The following is a 15,434-nucleotide window of genomic DNA, read 5'->3' as shown; positions in this document are numbered from 1 at the left end:
TCCCCACCACTAGTTGACTAAAAGAGTCAACTAGCTTACGCACCCGCTCATCCTTCTCACCCAGCCCTTTGTCAGGGCAAGGCAAGATTTGACCATCAATGCCGGTGAAAGGAAACTGGATGAGGAAAAATATTAGCCTTCTGGCAGCTTTGGCTCTTGTCGCAGGCGAAGATGCCGTTGCCCAAGACGCGGCTGAGCAAGAGATCATCAGTCTGGAACCCATCGTCGTTAAAGTCGGGGAAGGCACACAGTCGACCGCAACGATTGGCGTTTTGCCCTCTGCGCATCCGGGCGGGCAGGTGGCACAAGGCGGCCGCCTGGGTCTGCTCGGTAACCGTGATATCATGGATACGCCTTTCAATATCACCAGTTATACGGCGCAGACAATGGAGGATCAGCAGGCCCGCACCCTGGCTGATGTAACACTGAACGACGCATCCGTCAGCAACACGGCCTCGCCGGGCGGGATGCTGGACTCCTTCTTCATCCGCGGCTTTCCGATCAACGAAGGCAATTTCGGCGAAATCGCATTTGACGGTGTCTTCGGCATCGCCCCTGCCTTCCGGATCTTCACCGAGTATGCGGAGCGGATCGAGGTGCTCAAGGGGCCGGCAGCCGTGCTGAACGGGATCTCCCCGAACAGCAGCGTTGGCGGTTCCATCAATATCGTCCCGAAACGTGCGGCCGAGGAAGATCTGACGCGGCTCACTTTCGATTACGCTTCGGAGCTGGAAGGCGGGGCTCACCTCGATCTGAGCAGGAGATTTGGCGCCGACCGCCAGTTCGGGCTGCGCTTCAACGGCAGCTACCACACCGGCGATACGGCCATCGACAATCAGGAGCGCGAGGCGGCGGTCGGGGCGCTGGCCCTCGACTACCGCGGCGACCGGCTCAGGGCGACGCTGGATATCATCGCCCAGCGGGAGGATTTCGAGGCACCGCTGCGTCCGATTTTCGCGCTGTCCGGGTTCGAAATTCCGGATGCCCCGGACGGGCGGACCAATGTTCAGCAGCCCTGGGAAACATCGCAGGTCGACGATGTCTCCGCGCTCGGGCGGGTTGAATACGATTTCGGCGACAGTCTGACTCTGTTCGCCTCCGCCGGCGCCGGAAACACCCGTGTCGAACGGATCTTCGGGATCCCCATCCTTCTCGACTCCGCGGGCAACGCCAATACCACGCCGCAAAATTTCGTCTTCGACATCGACCGGACGGTGGGTGAGATCGGTCTCCGCGGTGAGTTCGAGACGGGGCAGGTTTCGCATACGGGGACGATCCAGGCGAACTATTACAAGGGCACGCTTCACCGTGCCGCCAATAACGGGACGACGCTGTCCACCAATATTCTCGATCCGGTTAGCCATCCCCCGCAATTCGTGGCGCAGCCGGGCAGTGTGCCGAAGGTTTCCGAAAATGAGTTCTCTGGGATTTCCTTGGCGGACACGATGTCCTTCTTCGGGGATCGGACGCAGCTGACACTCGGGCTGCGCTGGCAGCATGTGGACACTCAGAACTTCAGCGGCGGAGCCGTCACCGCATCTTCCAGCGAAGATGAGGTCACCCCCTTGATCGGGCTTGTCGTCAAGCCGCGGGAGAACGTATCGCTCTACGCCAATTACGTTGAGGGGCTCAGCATTGGCGACACCGCCCCCACGATTGCCGCCAACGCCGGCGAAACATTGGCGCCCGCCAAATCCGAGCAGATCGAGATCGGGGCCAAAATCGGCCTTAATGACTGGACTGTCACTGCCAGCGCGTTCCAGATCGACAAGCCATTCAGTCAGCTTGACAGCAGCAATGTCTTTGCGGAATCCGGAGAACAGCGTAACCGGGGGCTGGAGTTCAGCATCTTCGGGGAAATGGCGCCCGGGCTGCGGCTGCTGGGCGGGGTGACGTTGCTTGACGGCGAACTGCGGAATACCACCGATCCCGCGATGCACGGAAACGAGCCCATCGGGGTCCCCTCGTTGCAGGCCACTCTGGGGGCAGAGTGGGATACGCCGTTCCTTGCCGGCCTGACCCTGTCCGGTAATGTGATCCACACCGGCGATCAGTATGTCGATGCCGCGAACACGCAGGAAATCTCATCCTGGACCCGGTTCGACATGGGCGCCCGCTATAGCACCGAGATCAGCAGCCGTCCGGTCACCTTCCGGGCCGAAATCGAAAACCTGTTCGACGCGGGCTATTATAGCGGCGTCGCCAGCTTTGGCACGTTCTCGCAAGGCGCGCCGCGCACATTCCGGCTGTCGATGACGACCACTTTCTGATGATCCGCTGCCAGGCGTTTTCAGCAAAAGCGCCTGGCAATCTACAATGGAATCTGTTTCATTCACGCCACTTGTCGACGGTTTCCCGTTTACATCGAAGTTTGGAAGCGAAGAAGATACGGTGCAACCTGGTCCCGCGGGTGATCGCCTTCACTACCCAGTCGTAGGTCTCGCGGGTTACTGCGCTGGCCGCGGAACTGGCGAGACATGCCGCCAGAATTGGGAGGCCAGGGGAATTTTTCTCAACTGCTTTCTTCAGAAAGTAATATGCGAGCCTTCACCGGCCCTCTTCAGGCCGGTTGAACTGGTTCCTGAATCAATCGGCTTCGGCTTGGGATCTATGCTTTCCACTGGTTGAGCAGGTGAGAGGTGCAACTTAGACTCAGCACTTCGGTAAGGGCGCCGTGTGTCATGTCCCACGAAAATGTGTAACTCCCAGCGCCGGTTGCTCTGACCGGCAGGCGCGTCCTCGCCTTCTTCATAGCCCAGATGCGTTGTCAGCTCGGCACCCATCATCCGCTCCATGAGCTTGATCTTCAGCTCTTTCATCAGCCCGGCATCGCCGAGCAGGTCTTCAGGGCGCTCCACGCCCTTCAGCAATTCGTTCAGGATTTATTTCGAGATGCTCATTCATGCTTCCTTTCGGTGAAGCATGAACCGGATCAGTCATACACAAAAGGTCGGACACTCTCGCTGGCTCAAGACCAACGGCGGCCAAAATCGTGACCGAAGCGAAGGCCCGCTTTGTCTGCGCTCCTCTATTGCAGACGCAGACCGCAGCGTATGCCTAGTTTGCAATTCGCGCCTCAGCCTAGCTTTCAATGACCACTATGACGACATCGGATTGCATCGCAGCAAAATGTTTGCCGCAGAAGCGAGCAAATGCTGCGTGAGCAATAGTCGAGCAAGCAAATGGCGGCTCTGTCCGCAACTTTTCCCATGCCGGGTGTCTTCGCAAAGGTCCGCTTTTACCAAAAGGGGTATTGGGCATCATGTCCGCTTCGGGCTGTGACCGACGTGCTGCACAAGCGAGAGGCCGCGCCTAGGGCAATGACGTGTGTGGGTGGCGCCTGCATTGCAAGCGTTTTCTGCAGTGATCGCGGCGGTTTGTCAGTACCGTCGTGTGTCCGGCCTATTTACGCAGCCAGTGTTGAGGGCTGCTGGCCTTGATGAGTTCCGCAAGCAAGGTTCCTATCGGCAAAGCGGCCTCGGAGGGCCGAGACATTGGTCGGAGTGTCCTTGCTCTTGGTTGACTTAAGTCCGCATCATCACATCAAGCGTCTTGCATCTCTGGGCAGGCTTGCCTTGTCAGGCGGCCGGCTGCCGGTATTCCTGTTGTTTCGTCAGTATTGCCCAGATGACCCGGGCGCTTTTGTTGGCCATCGCGACTGTCGCCAGCCGGAACGGTTTCCCTGCAAGAATCCTGGCGCTCCAGATATCGATGCGCTCTGGGTGTTTCCTGCCCATCAGCGCGCGGGACGTCATGCCGGTGATCAGAAGCTTGCGGATGTATCTGTCGCCCTTCTTGGTGATTTTGCCGAGCTTCTCTTTGCCGCCGCTGGACTTGTTGAGCGGGGTCAGACCCAGCCAGGCTGCAAGATCGCGGCCGGTCCGGAATTGCTTCGCGTCGCCGATGGTCGCCACGATGGCGGAGGCAGTGATCGGGCCGATGCCGGGCATACGCATCAGGCGCCGGGCGCCGGCATGCAGCAGCGCATGTTTTTCAATCATCTTTGAAAAGCCTTCAACGCGCTCGTGAACTCCAAGGAATTGGTAGCAGACCGTGCCCAGAATGCCGCTTGCCAGATCGGGCATGCCGGGCCGTTCCCCTTCAAGGTGGCGCTTGGCGAAGGCAGTCACAGCCTCAATCCCGCTCCGCAGCACATGGCCGAATTCGCGCAGAAGGCTGCGGATCATATTAGCCAGCTGTGTGCGCTGCCGGACCGCGAGATCCCGGGTGCGGTGCAGTGCCAGGATTGCCTGCTGGTCTTCGGATTTCACTTCGACGAAGCGCATTGTTGGCCGGCGGACAGCTTCGCAGATCGCCTCGGCATCAGCGGCGTCTGTCTTGCCGCGCTTTACGTACGGTTTGACATAGGCCGCCGGCATCAGGCGGACATCATGGCCCAGCCTTCTGAGCTCCCGGCCCCAGTAGTGGGCAGAGCCGCAGGCTTCCATGCCGACAACACAGCGCGGAAGAGCCTCGAAAAACGCGAGCAGTTTCGCGCGCTTGATCTTTTTGTTGAAAATCTTGCGGCCGGCGGCGGAAATCCCGTGAACCTGGAACACGTCCTTGGCCAGATCCAGTCCAACTGTTTTAACTGTCATTGGGTGGCTCCTTTCCGAGCAGTCGTTGATAACTGCAGTATGGCGCATTGCGACGCCGGTGGAGCAGGAGCCACCCACTCCATCCGCAAAGGGCTCGGAGCGGCCTTGCGGCGGCGCAGCGGAGTCATCACCGGCCTGGACGGTTACCGTCGCTGCCACAGCTGACCGCAGGCACAGCCCAAACTCGACGCTCATTTGTGGAGAGCCGCTCTGAAAACTGCACGTGCGAGGCTTAGCAACCGTTCCAGCGAAAGCGGACCATTGACTGGGCAGGAGCTCATATGCTGAAGGATCGGGAAGAGAAAGTCGAGCAGAGAGCCGCTGTCATTGCACCGCTTACGGCTACTCCTCGCCGATGATGTGTCCTGTCACCACATGGTTAAGGCCCAGGTCCTTTATCTCCACCACGGCTTTTACTTCGAAAGTTTTTCCGGCAGTATCCGCCTCGCGCATCGCTTCTTCGATCGCTTGTTGTGAAGTGACACCAACCTGCTTTAAGAACTTGCGCATGGACATATTGAAGTTGTCTGGCATATTCGATCCCTTTCAAGTGTTCATTTTAACCGGCGTTCACATCCACATAGATCTAATCCGCGTAGAGGCGATGAGGCCCGCGCCTGGAGCAGCGTATCGCAAAATGGGATCGATCCGCCAGTTCGCCTCATTGGGCACGAGTGGCTAGTCCGGGACGGGCTGCCCTTCGCTGCGCCGTTGAGGAACGCTCCCTGGGCGCAGAAAATCCGTCGCTCCCGTCGCCGGAGGCAATGACGACAGGCAGCTCAAAGTTGCCGATTGCGCCCCGCGCAATTGTACATGATGCCGCCTGCGTTAGCGCAACAAGTGAATTGCCGCTTCAGATCTCAAGATCCTCTATGGATTTCCCAGCTTTCAAAGCTTCGTGGACCCACCCAGGCTTACGCCCGCGGCCGCTCCAGGTCTGGGATGGGTCAGCTGGATTGGCGTATTTGGCAGCTGCCTTTGCGCTTGATTTACGCCCCTTTCCGCCATGCAAAGCAATAACCTCTTCAAAGGCCACGCCATGTCTTTCCGCAATAGCCAGCATTTCGGCGTAAGCGTTCTTCTTTGCCTCGTTCTCTACTTCCACTTTGCGGAGTTCGATTTCCTTGGCCAGCGCTTCCAATTCAGCGGCACTCAGCCCCTTTAGGTCTATTGCCTTACTTCACCTGTGTTTTCGGTGTTTCTCGGAGCAAGCAGATATACTCTTCTGAGGCAAGAAGTTGGCCATAGGGGCGGTATCCATCGCAGTCCGATTTGGGGCCGCAGGCTGCTGATCGCATCAGACGTATGAACTGCCTCCCTCCGGCCAGGAGGTTCACTACACCGCTCCGAGAAACCATATACAACGCATGCTCCACGACCTTGACCATTTCGAGAAGATCGCTCGCGCCACTATAGCTTCCCTGCCGAGGGCCTTCAGGCCAGCTGCAGATAACGTCATTCTGCGCATTGCCGAATGGCCTGCGCCGGCCATGCTGGATGAACTTGGTTTTGCAGATCCATATGAACTGACGGGGCTCTACGAGGGAATACCTATGACCGAGAAATCGGTTCTCGACATGGCGCCACCTCCGGATGTTGTCTGGCTCTTCCGCCAGCCGATTTTGGCGGAATGGCGTGACCGCGGTGATATCGAACTGAACCAGTTGATCGCGCATGTTGTTATTCACGAGTTCGCCCATCATTTCGGATGGACTGACGAAGAGATCGCAGCCATCGACCAATGGTGGGTCTGAACCGCTCTTCAATGCCCAGGGGAAGTTGGCATTCGAGCTTACAGCTGACGTTGCCGCGACCATGGGAAGCCGCAAGTTCAGTCGACGGTTCCAGCCCGAAGCGGCCGTAGACAAGGGGTGCCGCGCCAAGGATGCTGCCGGTGCGAAATTCTATGGTCAGTTTCCCAGAAGCGGACCCTCGGCAGAGCCAAGCTGCCTCACAGGATACTGCGGGTTGCACCAGGGGCAGCGGAGCGCAGAGAACTGCCGCTGCACAGTTGCGAACTGTGGTCGCCCTTTGGAACCTGACCGACCCTGAGCTGCCATTCGGCCAAAAACCTCTTCTCAGCACTGCTTCACTGAAACGGTCATTTGTGCATCGCGCAGCGTTTCCTTGGTGCGAGCGATTGCAACCAGGACTTACCTGCCGCAACCCCCTGAAGCAAAGTCATTCTGACTTGATCGTTGCTCAAACCGAAGCATGCCCCCGCAAGCGCACCACGAGAGGCATCATTGCCAATACTAAAACCGCTGCGAAGAGGAAGGGAGCTCCCGGCAAATAAAAGCCGTGATCGTCAACAGAGGCCTTGAACAGGCCGGTCATCACGAGGGGCGCCAGGATTGCCGCGACGGATGACAGCGACGCGATAACGCCCTGCACCACCCCTTGCCGGTCTTCATCCACCTGGTTCGATGCCATGGCCGTCAGCAAGGCAGGCACAAGATCAGAAAGCGCCGCGAGCATAAGAAAGACGGCCAGAGCCGCGACCGACCCGGTAAAGCCAAAACCGATCATTCCGGTCAGCGCCGATATCATGCCGAGCATCAAGGTGCGGAAGTCCCCGATCCATCTGATAAGGATTGGCATCAGCCCGCCCTGGACCAAAGCCAGAAGCACGCCATATGCCGCAAGCGAAAGCCCGATGTAAAGCGTCGGCCAATCGAATACTTCGCGGGTCCAGAAAGCCCAAAGCGTCGGGTAGACCATATTTGCAAACTCAAAGATCAAAATGCACAGCAGCGGCACTGCAAGCCCCGGCAGCCGGAAGGCATCGAAGATTGATTTAAACGGATTGAGATCTCGCTTGCCAAAGGGGCGGCGTTTCTCTGGCGCCAGGCTCTCAGGCAGCACAAAAACTCCGAAAAGGGCATTGCCGGCCGACAGAACCGCCGCGATCCAAAACGGCGCCGCGATGCTGATTTCTGCGGCAACTCCGCCGATGGCCGGACCAAGCACGAAACCGATCCCGAACGCAGCACCGATGAGGCCGAAATTCGCGGCTCTTTCCCGCGGCGAAGATATGTCCGCAATATAGGCGGTGGCGGTGATGTAGGTCGCCCCGGCGAGGCCCGCGAGCGTCCGGCCAAGCAAGAGCAGCCAGAAACTGTCCGCCAAGGCCATGATCACATAATCAAGCGCCAGCATGGCAAGCGCGGCGATCAGGACCGGCCTGCGTCCAGCCGCATCGGAGATGCTGCCGACAATTGGGCCGCATAGGAACAGCGCGCCTGCATAGGCGGCCATCAGCAGCCCACCCCACAGCGCGCCTTTGCCGGTGTCCGCTGCACCCACGCGCTCCATCAGGTCCGGCATGATTGGGAAAACGATACCAATGCCGATAGCGTCGATCATCAGCGTAATCAGAATAAAGACGATGGCCCGGTTCTTGAACATACAGCCCTATCGGTCGGCCGCTGAGGCAAAGCAAGCCGAAAGAGGCGCAATAGCGGGACACCGGACACGGCAGGCAGCGAACAACACTCTGACGTGTGTGGCTGCATCTGCTCTGACCTTCCTTCGGATACGGCGCTGCTTCCGTTGCAAACTGGTGAAAGGTAACGAGCTTTGGCGGCCCAAAGCCAACCTTGAGCACGGTTTTCAAATGCTGCGGTGGCAGCCCGCATTCCTGACTTTAGCTGCAACCAGCTTTGTTTCACAAATCCCGCGAGGGATTCATCTCGTGAATCCAGAGTGATAGCAGGGTAGCATGAGCAGTTGGGCCCCGACGAAGTACAAGACCAGGAACTGGCCTTCGTATAACGCAGCATTGAAGCAGCGCGGATCGCTGTCGATTTGGTTTGACCCGGAGATGATCTGGGAGCCACCACCGTGCGGCACGCGAGGTCGCCAGCAGCGTTTCAGCGACTCTGCGATCCAGACTTGCCTGACGCTGAAAGTGCTGTTCGGGATGCCGCTTCGGCAAACGACCGGGTCCGAGCAAAGCCTTCTGCGGCTGGTTGGACTGGACTGGACAGTGCCCGACTATAGCACCCTGTGCCGCCGCCAGAAGACGCTGAACGTGAGCCTGCCCTACCAGGTTGGCACTGGCCCACTCAATCTCCTGATAGACAGCACCGGCATCAAAGCGGAGGGCGAAGGTGAGTGAAACGCGCGCAAGCATTGTGGGCCCAAGCGCCGCCTCTGGCGCAAGATACACATAGGAATTGACGAAGAAACGCTGGAAGTGCGGGCCGCGGAGGTCACGACCAGCAATGTGGGTGACGCACCGATGCTGCCGGAGCTACTCGTTCAAACTCCACCCGATCAGAGCGTCGGATCGGTGACCGCAGACAGCGCTTACGATACGCGGAAATGCAATGACGCGATTGCGGCGCGAGGGGCTCATGCCGTGATACCGCCGCGCAAGAATGCCAAACCCTGGATGCCCACGAGTGCCGGGGCCATCGCCCGCAACGAAGCAGTCAATGCTTCGCGTTACCTCGGCCGCGCGATCTGGCGACGATGGAGCGGATACCACCGCCGAAGCCGCGTTGAGAGCAAGATGAACTGCATCAAACTCCTCGGCCAATCCCTGATGGCGAGAGACTTTGAGCGGAAAGTCGCGGCAGTCCAGGTCCGCGTCACGGTTCTCAATCGCTACACAACTCTTGGCATACCTGTCACAGAGCCCGTAGGATAAGTCCGTCCGGGGAAAGGGGAAGTGCGCTCACAAACCGATTTGTGCAACAAAGTCGCATCAGACCGGTCACTGAAAAAAGATCAGAGCCGTATTTCGAATCGGTTGTTTTCTGGGGAGTTGGCGATCGACCAAAAGCAGCTCGGCTCTGTGCTATCCTGCAAGGCAGTTCCAACCTCGCCGCAAACTTGTATCGCCGTTTGTTCAAGTCGCAGGCAACTGAAGCCGAGAAGATGAGAGCTGCGCGGCTGAGCGTGGTGATCATCTCCGTTCTGTCGCTTTTCGTGGCCTTCCTGATGACCGACATCATCAGCGCCTATCAATGGGTGCTCAGGATTTCGACGACCACGCTGGTGATCCCCTTCCTCGCCGTTATGTTCTGGCGTCGGGCAACGTCGAAGGGATGCGCGTCGGCCATGCTCTCGGCCATTGTGGTGACGGTTATCTGGCCCTTATTGGGGACAGGCATCGACCCGGTGATCCCCGGCATGCTGACCTGACTGATCGTGCTAGTGATCGTCAGCATGATGACGCGGCACTCGGCCCTGGAGTGTCCGCGCGCGGTTTGCTGGGAAATTCTCCCCACAGCCAAGAGCTGGGCTGAGGCTATTCCGGCAGCCGAAGAAGCGGTCGCAGTGGTCTGAAGCCTCGCCAAGCACCACACCAATATTTTCGGAATGAACCTTGGTTTGCCCCGAAGAATACACTCCGCCATTTTAGGACTGTTTACGTGATGAAGCGGTCCATCGCTGCAAGATGTTCGAACTGGCAAATCGCCGGACTTTCCCGACATTGATGGTTGTGTATATTGCTGACGCGGCATCGCTTCGCAGGTGCAGTAATCCAATTTCTACGGCGTAGCGAAGTTCACCAAACCAGCCGTTCAAACCGCCCGTTGCCCCCGTCACCAAACCGAGCTTTTGCTGCGCGGCTGCACAACACCTAGACGCGCGACAAAACGCCAATTCTCTGCGCGGGCACAAACGGCGGTTTACTGTGCTTGCTGGTCTTACCGCACGCTTTCCGCAAAATGGCAATCGGGTGATCCGAAGCGAGGCCGCCCGGCGGCTCCGCAGACTGGCTCTCACGCTCAGACGGGATGGTGGATGGTCATTGAAGCAGCCATTGCGCGGCCGCCCGTCTACCTGCTTTCACGGGTACAAGGCCCGTCAGCCTGCAATCAGGTACAAGCCGCTGACGATGGCGAAAAGCAATACCGCAACTCTCAGGCCTGGGCCGCCGATGCGGCTGTGCGTCATGCGCGACAGCGCACTGCCCAGCATGACGGCAGGGAACAGGTACACAGCGGCCAGCATCTGCACGGTCTCCATCCGCCCGGCAAGAGCAAGGATTATCAAGGAGATCACTTCACCCGCGAGGAAGCAGATCGCCACGGTCGAGCGCAAGACAGGGGCTGCGGCGTGCTGGTATAGCAGCGCCAGCGGCGGGCCACCGATTCCGGTGGAGGTTTCGGTCACCCCGGTAAAGAGACCAACGCCCAAAGCCGCCGGGCGGGTGGGGTCAAAGCGCGGAGCAAGAAGTGCGACCCCGGCAGCGATGATCGTGAACCAGCCGACTGCGAGGTCGAGCTGTCTGCCGCTGAGCACCACCAGCAGCCAGAGCCCCGCGAAAGTCCCGGCAAACCGGCCCAGAGTAATCCAGCCGGCGCCGTTCCAGTCGACCTCTTCACGCTCGCGCCAGGCCACGTGGCTGTTGAGCGGCAGCATCAGGATCAGCAGCGTGACCGGCAGCAGCGAGGGCTCCATCAGTCCCAGGACCGGCGCCACGATCAGCGCAAAGCCGATACCCAGCGCGCCCTGGATGAAGGCCGCGGCAAATACCACGGCCGACAGGATCAGCATAACGTCGAGAGTCACTTTGGCCTCGCCTGTTTCTGGAGCGCTTGCGCTCTGTGGCTGGAGGAAACCGGGTGGATGCGCTGGATGCCTGCACCGGCGATTGCAGCGTCAGACAGCTCACGCACCTCAGCCATCAGTGCCTTGGCATCCCAATTCAGCGGCCAGCCTTGCCAGAGGCGCAGCTCGCCTTGCGTGAAGACCGCGTCGATCTGGTCGCGGCAGCCATAGCGGACCAGTTCCCAGATCAGGTCGTGCGAGGGGGTGAACTCCGGCCGGTCGAGATCGACGAGAAGGAAGTCCGCTGCCAGCCCCGGCGCGATATCGCCCGTGACCGCGCCCAGCCCAGCCGCATCGGCAGCCCGGCTTGTTGCGGCGTCGAGCCAGAGCCAGCCGCCGCCGCAGGAACTGTCGCCGGTGGCCAGGCCAAATCCCGCCCGCTGCAGGCTTTCGCCCGCATCCATCAGGCGGAACCCGTCGGCGCGGGTGCCATCGGTGCCCAGGCCGAACCGAATGCCAAGTGCCTCCATCTGCAACGCAGGCGCAACCGCGTTGCCCTTCCAGACACTGGCAACAGGATTGTAGGCCACCGCTGTGCCGCTGTCGCGCAGCAGGTTCAGCTCCTGCGGGGTGACAAGGGTGGAATGGGCGATCAGGACATGCGGCCCCAATGCTCCGATGGACGCGAGATGCTCCAGCGGACGCTGACCGCGCGCCACAAGCGAGCGCTCCACGGCCACCAGATGCTCGTTCACATGGGATTGGAACACCACGCCTGCTTCGGCAGAAAGGCTTGAGACGCGGGCCAGCATGCCGTCGGTGGCGACTTCCGGAATGGAGACCGCCAGCGAGGGGTGGATCAGCGGATCGCTTTCCCAAGCTGCCAGATGCTGCTCCGCACGGGCCAGGATGGTGGCCTGATCCGCCACCTTGGCGGTGCCACCCAGGTCGTTGCAGATGTAGCCGACCACGCTGCGCAGGCCCGTCTCCCGGGCTGCGGACGCCAGGGCGCCAATGCAGCCGTCCGAGCGGGTGCCGGCATCCACCGCCGTGGTGAACCCGCCACGAAGACTCTCCAGCGCCGCCAGCTTGGCCGAAAGATAGACCAAGCGTTCATCCAGGCTGGCTTCCAGCGGCACCCATATACGGCGGAAGATCTCCGAAGGCTCGCCAAAGACCAGCGACTTGCCCAGCGACTGGGTCAGATGGGTGTGGGCGTCGATGAATCCCGGCATCATCAGGTGATCCGGCAGGCGCAGCGGGTCGAGCTCGGGGTGCCGGGCGCAAAGCGCCTCGGCATTGTCGAAGTCCTGGAACCGGCCGCCGCGGACCAAAACGCCCAGGCCGGTCCGGCACTCCCCCTGATGGAGGAGCTTTCCGGGCAGGAGGAGGAGGTCACCGCTCGCGGCGAGGCGGTTCTTCAGAGCGGTCATTTGCTTGCCTCCGCTTCGACAGTGATGGCTTCGGGTTCACCGGGGCGGTCTGCGCGCCCCACATGCACAAAAAGCGCATTCACCACCGCGGCCGTGATCGTGCCCATGGCAAGGCCGTTGCCAAGGATCATCTGCGACCATTTCGGGAACTGGCTGTACAGATCCGGGATCAGCGTCGGCAGCAGGCCCATGGTGAGCGCCGCGGCCAGCGTGTACATATTGCCGTGGTCGCGCAGATCGACGCGGCGCAGCATGTCGATGCCGATCACGCCGATGATGGCAAAGACGATGACGGCAGTGCCGCCCACGACCGGGCCGGGCAAAGCAGAGGCCAGACGGCTGACCGGTGCGAAGATCGCGATCAGGATCAGGATCACGCCGGCAGCGGCGGTCACAAAACGCGATTTCACGTTGGTGGCGCGCACGATACCGATGTTTTCGCCGGAGGTGATGATCAGCGAGGTCCCGAACAGGCCGCCGATCAGCGAGGTGATGGCGTCACCACGGATGGTGGCCGGCACGATGTTCTGCGCATTGCCGCTGCGGCCCGCAATCTCGGCGGTGGCCAGCGTCTGGCCGGTGGCTTCGGCCATGGAGATAATCGAGAATATTATCAGCGGCAGCGAGGCGAAGATGTCGAACTTGGGCATGCCGTAGGGCAGCAGTTGCGGAACCGCAATGACCGGACCGGTGAACAGGCCGGTGATCTGCGCCTCGCCGATGGTGAGCGCGATCAGCGTACCGCCGACCAGGCCCAGCATGACAGCCAGCCGCTGCAGCGTGCCGGACAGGAAGCGGGCGCAGAGAATGGTCAGCAGGATGGTCGCGCCTGCCAGCGCAATCTTGACCGGATCGGCATAGCCTTCGGTACCCGGCTTGCCGGTGATGGTGCCTCCGAAGATCTTCACCAGCTTGACCGACACCAGCAGCAGCATGGTGCCTACTACGATCGGCGGGAAGAACACGATCAGCCGTCTGAACACCGGCAGCGCGGCGAAATAGAACAGCGCCGTCATGATCACCGCCCCCACCGCGGTCTGAACATCCGTTTGCACCGCAATTGCCATGAAGATGAAGATCGGTGCCCCGCCCGGCACCATGATGAAGGGCAGCCGGGCGCCAAAACCGCGCGGGCCGAAACTCTGCAACAGCGTGCCGAAACCGCAAACCAGGAAAGTTGCGCTGATCAGCGCAACCGTCAGGGCCTCATCGAAGTCGAGGGCGCGCGACACCAGGAACACCGCGGTGATCGGCGACGCCGCCATCACCAGGACGTGCTGCAGCCCGTAAATGGCAAGACTGCGTGGTGGCAGCATTTCATCCGCGGGGTCGCGGGTATGCGTTTGCGTGTGTGTTGACATTGTTTTCCTCCCTTTGGAGCCCGCCATCCCACGGGCAAACCGGAACAAACCGTAAGAAAATGACATGCAAACCGATTTGCATGATTGTTTGGCTTAGCACGGAAATTGATTCGTGCAAACCGATTTGCTAAACGGTTTGCGCCGACCAGGCCGGGCACAAGGATGAGGCAGCGATGAAGAAACCGACAATTAGCGATCTAGCGCAGGCGGCGGGCGTTTCGAAAACCACGGTATCCCATGCCTTCAGCGGACGGCGGCATGTGGATCCTGAAACCCGGGAACGCATTGAGAAGATCGCGCAGGAGATCGGTTACCGGCCGAACCGTGCAGCACAGCATCTGCGCACCGGGCGGACCGGGATGATCGCACTTGCGTCCTCGATGCCCTTCTCGGTGGCGGCGGGCCCGTCGAGACTCGGTTTTCTGATGGAAATCGCAGCCACCGCGGCGGTGGCATCGTTGACGCGGAACATGGCACTTTGCCTGATCCCGCCGTTTCAGTCCGGGGCGCAGCTGGATGCCATCACTCCGGACGGGGTGATTCTGGTCGAACCCTTCCAAGACGATCCGCTGGTTCAGCATTTCACCGGCCTGGGAGTGCCGGTTGTTTCTGTTGGACGCGTACCCGGACGCGAAGACATTCCGCACGTCGATTTGAATTCGGGCGCGACCGCGCGGATGGTGCTGGAACACTTGCGCGCCTCCGGTGCAACCCGTATCGGCCTGGTCACCGGCGAGCAGCGGCGCAATTCCTATATCGAGACAGAGGCCGCCTACCGGGCTTTCTGCGATGAGATCGGCATTGAGCCTGCCTGTCTGCAGCTGAATGAATCCGGAGGTGAGGATCTTGCCGCGGAAGCTGTCGCCAGCTTGCTGTCCCGCCGCGGGGACATTGACGCTCTCTATGTGCCTGTAGATGCCTTTGCCTCCGGCGCAGTCACGGCCGCAGCATCCAAAGGTCTGAAGATTCCTCAAAATATCAGACTCGCGACCCGCTACGACGGGCTGCGCGCCAAGCTCTCCCGGCCGCCCCTGACAGCCGTGGAATTGCACTTGGAGGCCATTGCAGACCTGGCCGTCGGGCTGTTGATGGCTGCTATTGACGGCGAGGTTGCCGGGCTAGTCAGTGCTCCGCAGCCGGAACTTGTGCTGCGCGCGTCCACTGCGAGCTAACCTGACTGTCGCCACGCGCAGGGTGAACGGCACACCAAGGATTCAATTCTGTCCTCCACCAAGCGCCAGCGTACGCGATACGCTGCCGATACGCCTCTGAACGTGTCAATGAGCGTTCAAAACTGACCCGGTTTCAGCGTTTGAATTTGACCCACCCCTTGTGGCGCAAAGGCCCCAGGCGGGCCGCCCTCCTATAGCGAGTCCGTCTGGGGCCTTTGCTTGCGCGACGTTTATGTTTTTCTGCGTCGCTTGCTCTGTGCGAACCGGTATGACGTGTTGCCTGTCTCGATGATTGCGCAGTGATGAGTTACGCGATCCAGAAGCGCGGTTGTCATCTTGGCGTCACCGAAGGCGTCACCGAAG

The 15,434-nt window shown here is 60.3% G+C and carries 13 protein-coding genes and 1 pseudogene; 5 read left to right on the top strand and 9 right to left on the bottom strand.

The features are described 5' to 3' along the window. The first annotated feature begins 119 nt into the window (after positions 1–119). Entirely contained in the window at positions 120–2,270 is a 2,151-nt protein-coding gene (locus GKC28_RS22195; protein ID WP_174149164.1) for a TonB-dependent siderophore receptor, read from the top strand. A 255-nt stretch (positions 2,271–2,525) separates the two neighbouring features. On the opposite strand, the gene GKC28_RS26560 is transcribed toward GKC28_RS22195, so the two are convergent. The 4 genes from GKC28_RS26560 to GKC28_RS22175 form a co-directional block, all read right to left on the bottom strand. After that, the gene (locus tag GKC28_RS26560; RefSeq protein WP_254604357.1) at positions 2,526–2,858 is read right to left on the bottom strand and encodes a hypothetical protein; all 333 of its coding nucleotides are present in this window, start codon (positions 2,856–2,858) and stop codon (positions 2,526–2,528) included. A 720-nt stretch (positions 2,859–3,578) separates the two neighbouring features. Beyond that, positions 3,579–4,598: an IS110 family transposase gene (locus GKC28_RS22185; protein WP_027233561.1), complete on the bottom strand. Its 1,020-nt coding sequence runs from the start codon at positions 4,596–4,598 to the stop codon at positions 3,579–3,581. Positions 4,599–4,940: 342 nt separating this feature from the next. Beyond that, positions 4,941–5,132 carry a DUF6494 family protein gene (locus GKC28_RS22180; protein ID WP_174149163.1) on the bottom strand — a complete coding sequence of 64 codons (192 nt, stop codon included), beginning with the start codon at positions 5,130–5,132 and terminating at the stop codon, positions 4,941–4,943. 319 nt (positions 5,133–5,451) lie between these two features. Continuing rightward, complete coding sequence (locus tag GKC28_RS22175) at positions 5,452–5,739, bottom strand: H-NS family nucleoid-associated regulatory protein (RefSeq protein ID WP_254604356.1); 288 nt, start codon at positions 5,737–5,739, stop codon at positions 5,452–5,454. Between the two features lie 226 nt (positions 5,740–5,965). Between GKC28_RS22175 and GKC28_RS22170 the strand changes: the two genes are divergently transcribed. Beyond that, on the top strand, positions 5,966–6,352 hold the full coding sequence (locus GKC28_RS22170; RefSeq protein ID WP_174149162.1) for a metallopeptidase family protein: 387 nt from the start codon (positions 5,966–5,968) through the stop codon (positions 6,350–6,352). A 448-nt stretch (positions 6,353–6,800) separates the two neighbouring features. Here the strand turns inward: GKC28_RS22170 and GKC28_RS22165 are convergent, their stop codons facing one another. Then, positions 6,801–8,006: an MFS transporter gene (locus tag GKC28_RS22165; RefSeq protein ID WP_174149161.1), complete on the bottom strand. Its 1,206-nt coding sequence runs from the start codon at positions 8,004–8,006 to the stop codon at positions 6,801–6,803. 313 nt (positions 8,007–8,319) lie between these two features. On the opposite strand from GKC28_RS22165, the pseudogene GKC28_RS22160 reads away from it, so the two are divergent. Both GKC28_RS22160 and GKC28_RS22155 read left to right on the top strand, forming a co-directional pair. Continuing rightward, positions 8,320–9,252, top strand: a pseudogene (locus GKC28_RS22160) (IS5 family transposase). Positions 9,253–9,293: 41 nt separating this feature from the next. Next, positions 9,294–9,749 (top strand): hypothetical protein, encoded by a 456-nt coding sequence (locus GKC28_RS22155; RefSeq protein WP_174149160.1) that lies wholly within the window; start codon positions 9,294–9,296, stop codon positions 9,747–9,749. 669 nt (positions 9,750–10,418) lie between these two features. Here GKC28_RS22155 and GKC28_RS22150 read toward each other — a convergent pair. The 3 genes from GKC28_RS22150 to GKC28_RS22140 are packed head-to-tail and all read right to left on the bottom strand — an operon-like array spanning position 10,419 to position 13,899. Beyond that, entirely contained in the window at positions 10,419–11,126 is a 708-nt protein-coding gene (locus GKC28_RS22150) for a sulfite exporter TauE/SafE family protein (RefSeq protein ID WP_174149159.1), read from the bottom strand. Continuing rightward, positions 11,123–12,538: an amidohydrolase family protein gene (locus GKC28_RS22145; protein ID WP_174149158.1), complete on the bottom strand. Its 1,416-nt coding sequence runs from the start codon at positions 12,536–12,538 to the stop codon at positions 11,123–11,125. The genes GKC28_RS22150 and GKC28_RS22145 overlap by 4 nt, the downstream gene beginning before the upstream one ends. Beyond that, positions 12,535–13,899, bottom strand: coding sequence for a uracil-xanthine permease family protein (locus GKC28_RS22140; protein ID WP_174149157.1), 1,365 nt, complete (start codon positions 13,897–13,899; stop codon positions 12,535–12,537). The genes GKC28_RS22145 and GKC28_RS22140 overlap by 4 nt, the downstream gene beginning before the upstream one ends. 173 nt (positions 13,900–14,072) lie before the next feature. On the opposite strand from GKC28_RS22140, the gene GKC28_RS22135 reads away from it, so the two are divergent. Further along, a complete protein-coding gene (locus tag GKC28_RS22135; protein ID WP_174149156.1) occupies positions 14,073–15,071 on the top strand; it encodes a LacI family DNA-binding transcriptional regulator in 999 nt (332 codons plus the stop codon). A 230-nt stretch (positions 15,072–15,301) separates the two neighbouring features. Here GKC28_RS22135 and GKC28_RS22130 read toward each other — a convergent pair. After that, positions 15,302–15,434 (bottom strand): ATP-binding protein (locus GKC28_RS22130; RefSeq protein ID WP_217434183.1); only part of this gene is annotated, 133 nt, incomplete at its 5' end.

Origin of the sequence: Leisingera sp. ANG59 (assembly GCF_013317235.1) — a bacterium.
Taxonomy (GTDB): Bacteria; Pseudomonadota; Alphaproteobacteria; order Rhodobacterales; family Rhodobacteraceae; genus Leisingera.
This window is presented reverse-complemented; position numbering and strand designations above follow the sequence as displayed.

What these genes read in the sequence shown, in the direction of transcription:
- GKC28_RS22135 (WP_174149156.1), top strand. Translation starts at nt 14,073, where the DNA reads ATGAAGAAACCGACAATTAGCGATCTAGCGCAGGCGGCGGGCGTTTCG.
- GKC28_RS22195 (WP_174149164.1), top strand. Translation starts at nt 120, where the DNA reads ATGAGGAAAAATATTAGCCTTCTGGCAGCTTTGGCTCTTGTCGCAGGC.
- GKC28_RS22180 (WP_174149163.1), bottom strand. Translation starts at nt 5,132, where the DNA reads ATGCCAGACAACTTCAATATGTCCATGCGCAAGTTCTTAAAGCAGGTT.
- GKC28_RS22145 (WP_174149158.1), bottom strand. Translation starts at nt 12,538, where the DNA reads ATGACCGCTCTGAAGAACCGCCTCGCCGCGAGCGGTGACCTCCTCCTC.
- GKC28_RS22165 (WP_174149161.1), bottom strand. Translation starts at nt 8,006, where the DNA reads ATGTTCAAGAACCGGGCCATCGTCTTTATTCTGATTACGCTGATGATC.
- GKC28_RS22185 (WP_027233561.1), bottom strand. Translation starts at nt 4,598, where the DNA reads ATGACAGTTAAAACAGTTGGACTGGATCTGGCCAAGGACGTGTTCCAG.
- GKC28_RS22140 (WP_174149157.1), bottom strand. Translation starts at nt 13,899, where the DNA reads ATGTCAACACACACGCAAACGCATACCCGCGACCCCGCGGATGAAATG.
- GKC28_RS22170 (WP_174149162.1), top strand. Translation starts at nt 5,966, where the DNA reads ATGCTCCACGACCTTGACCATTTCGAGAAGATCGCTCGCGCCACTATA.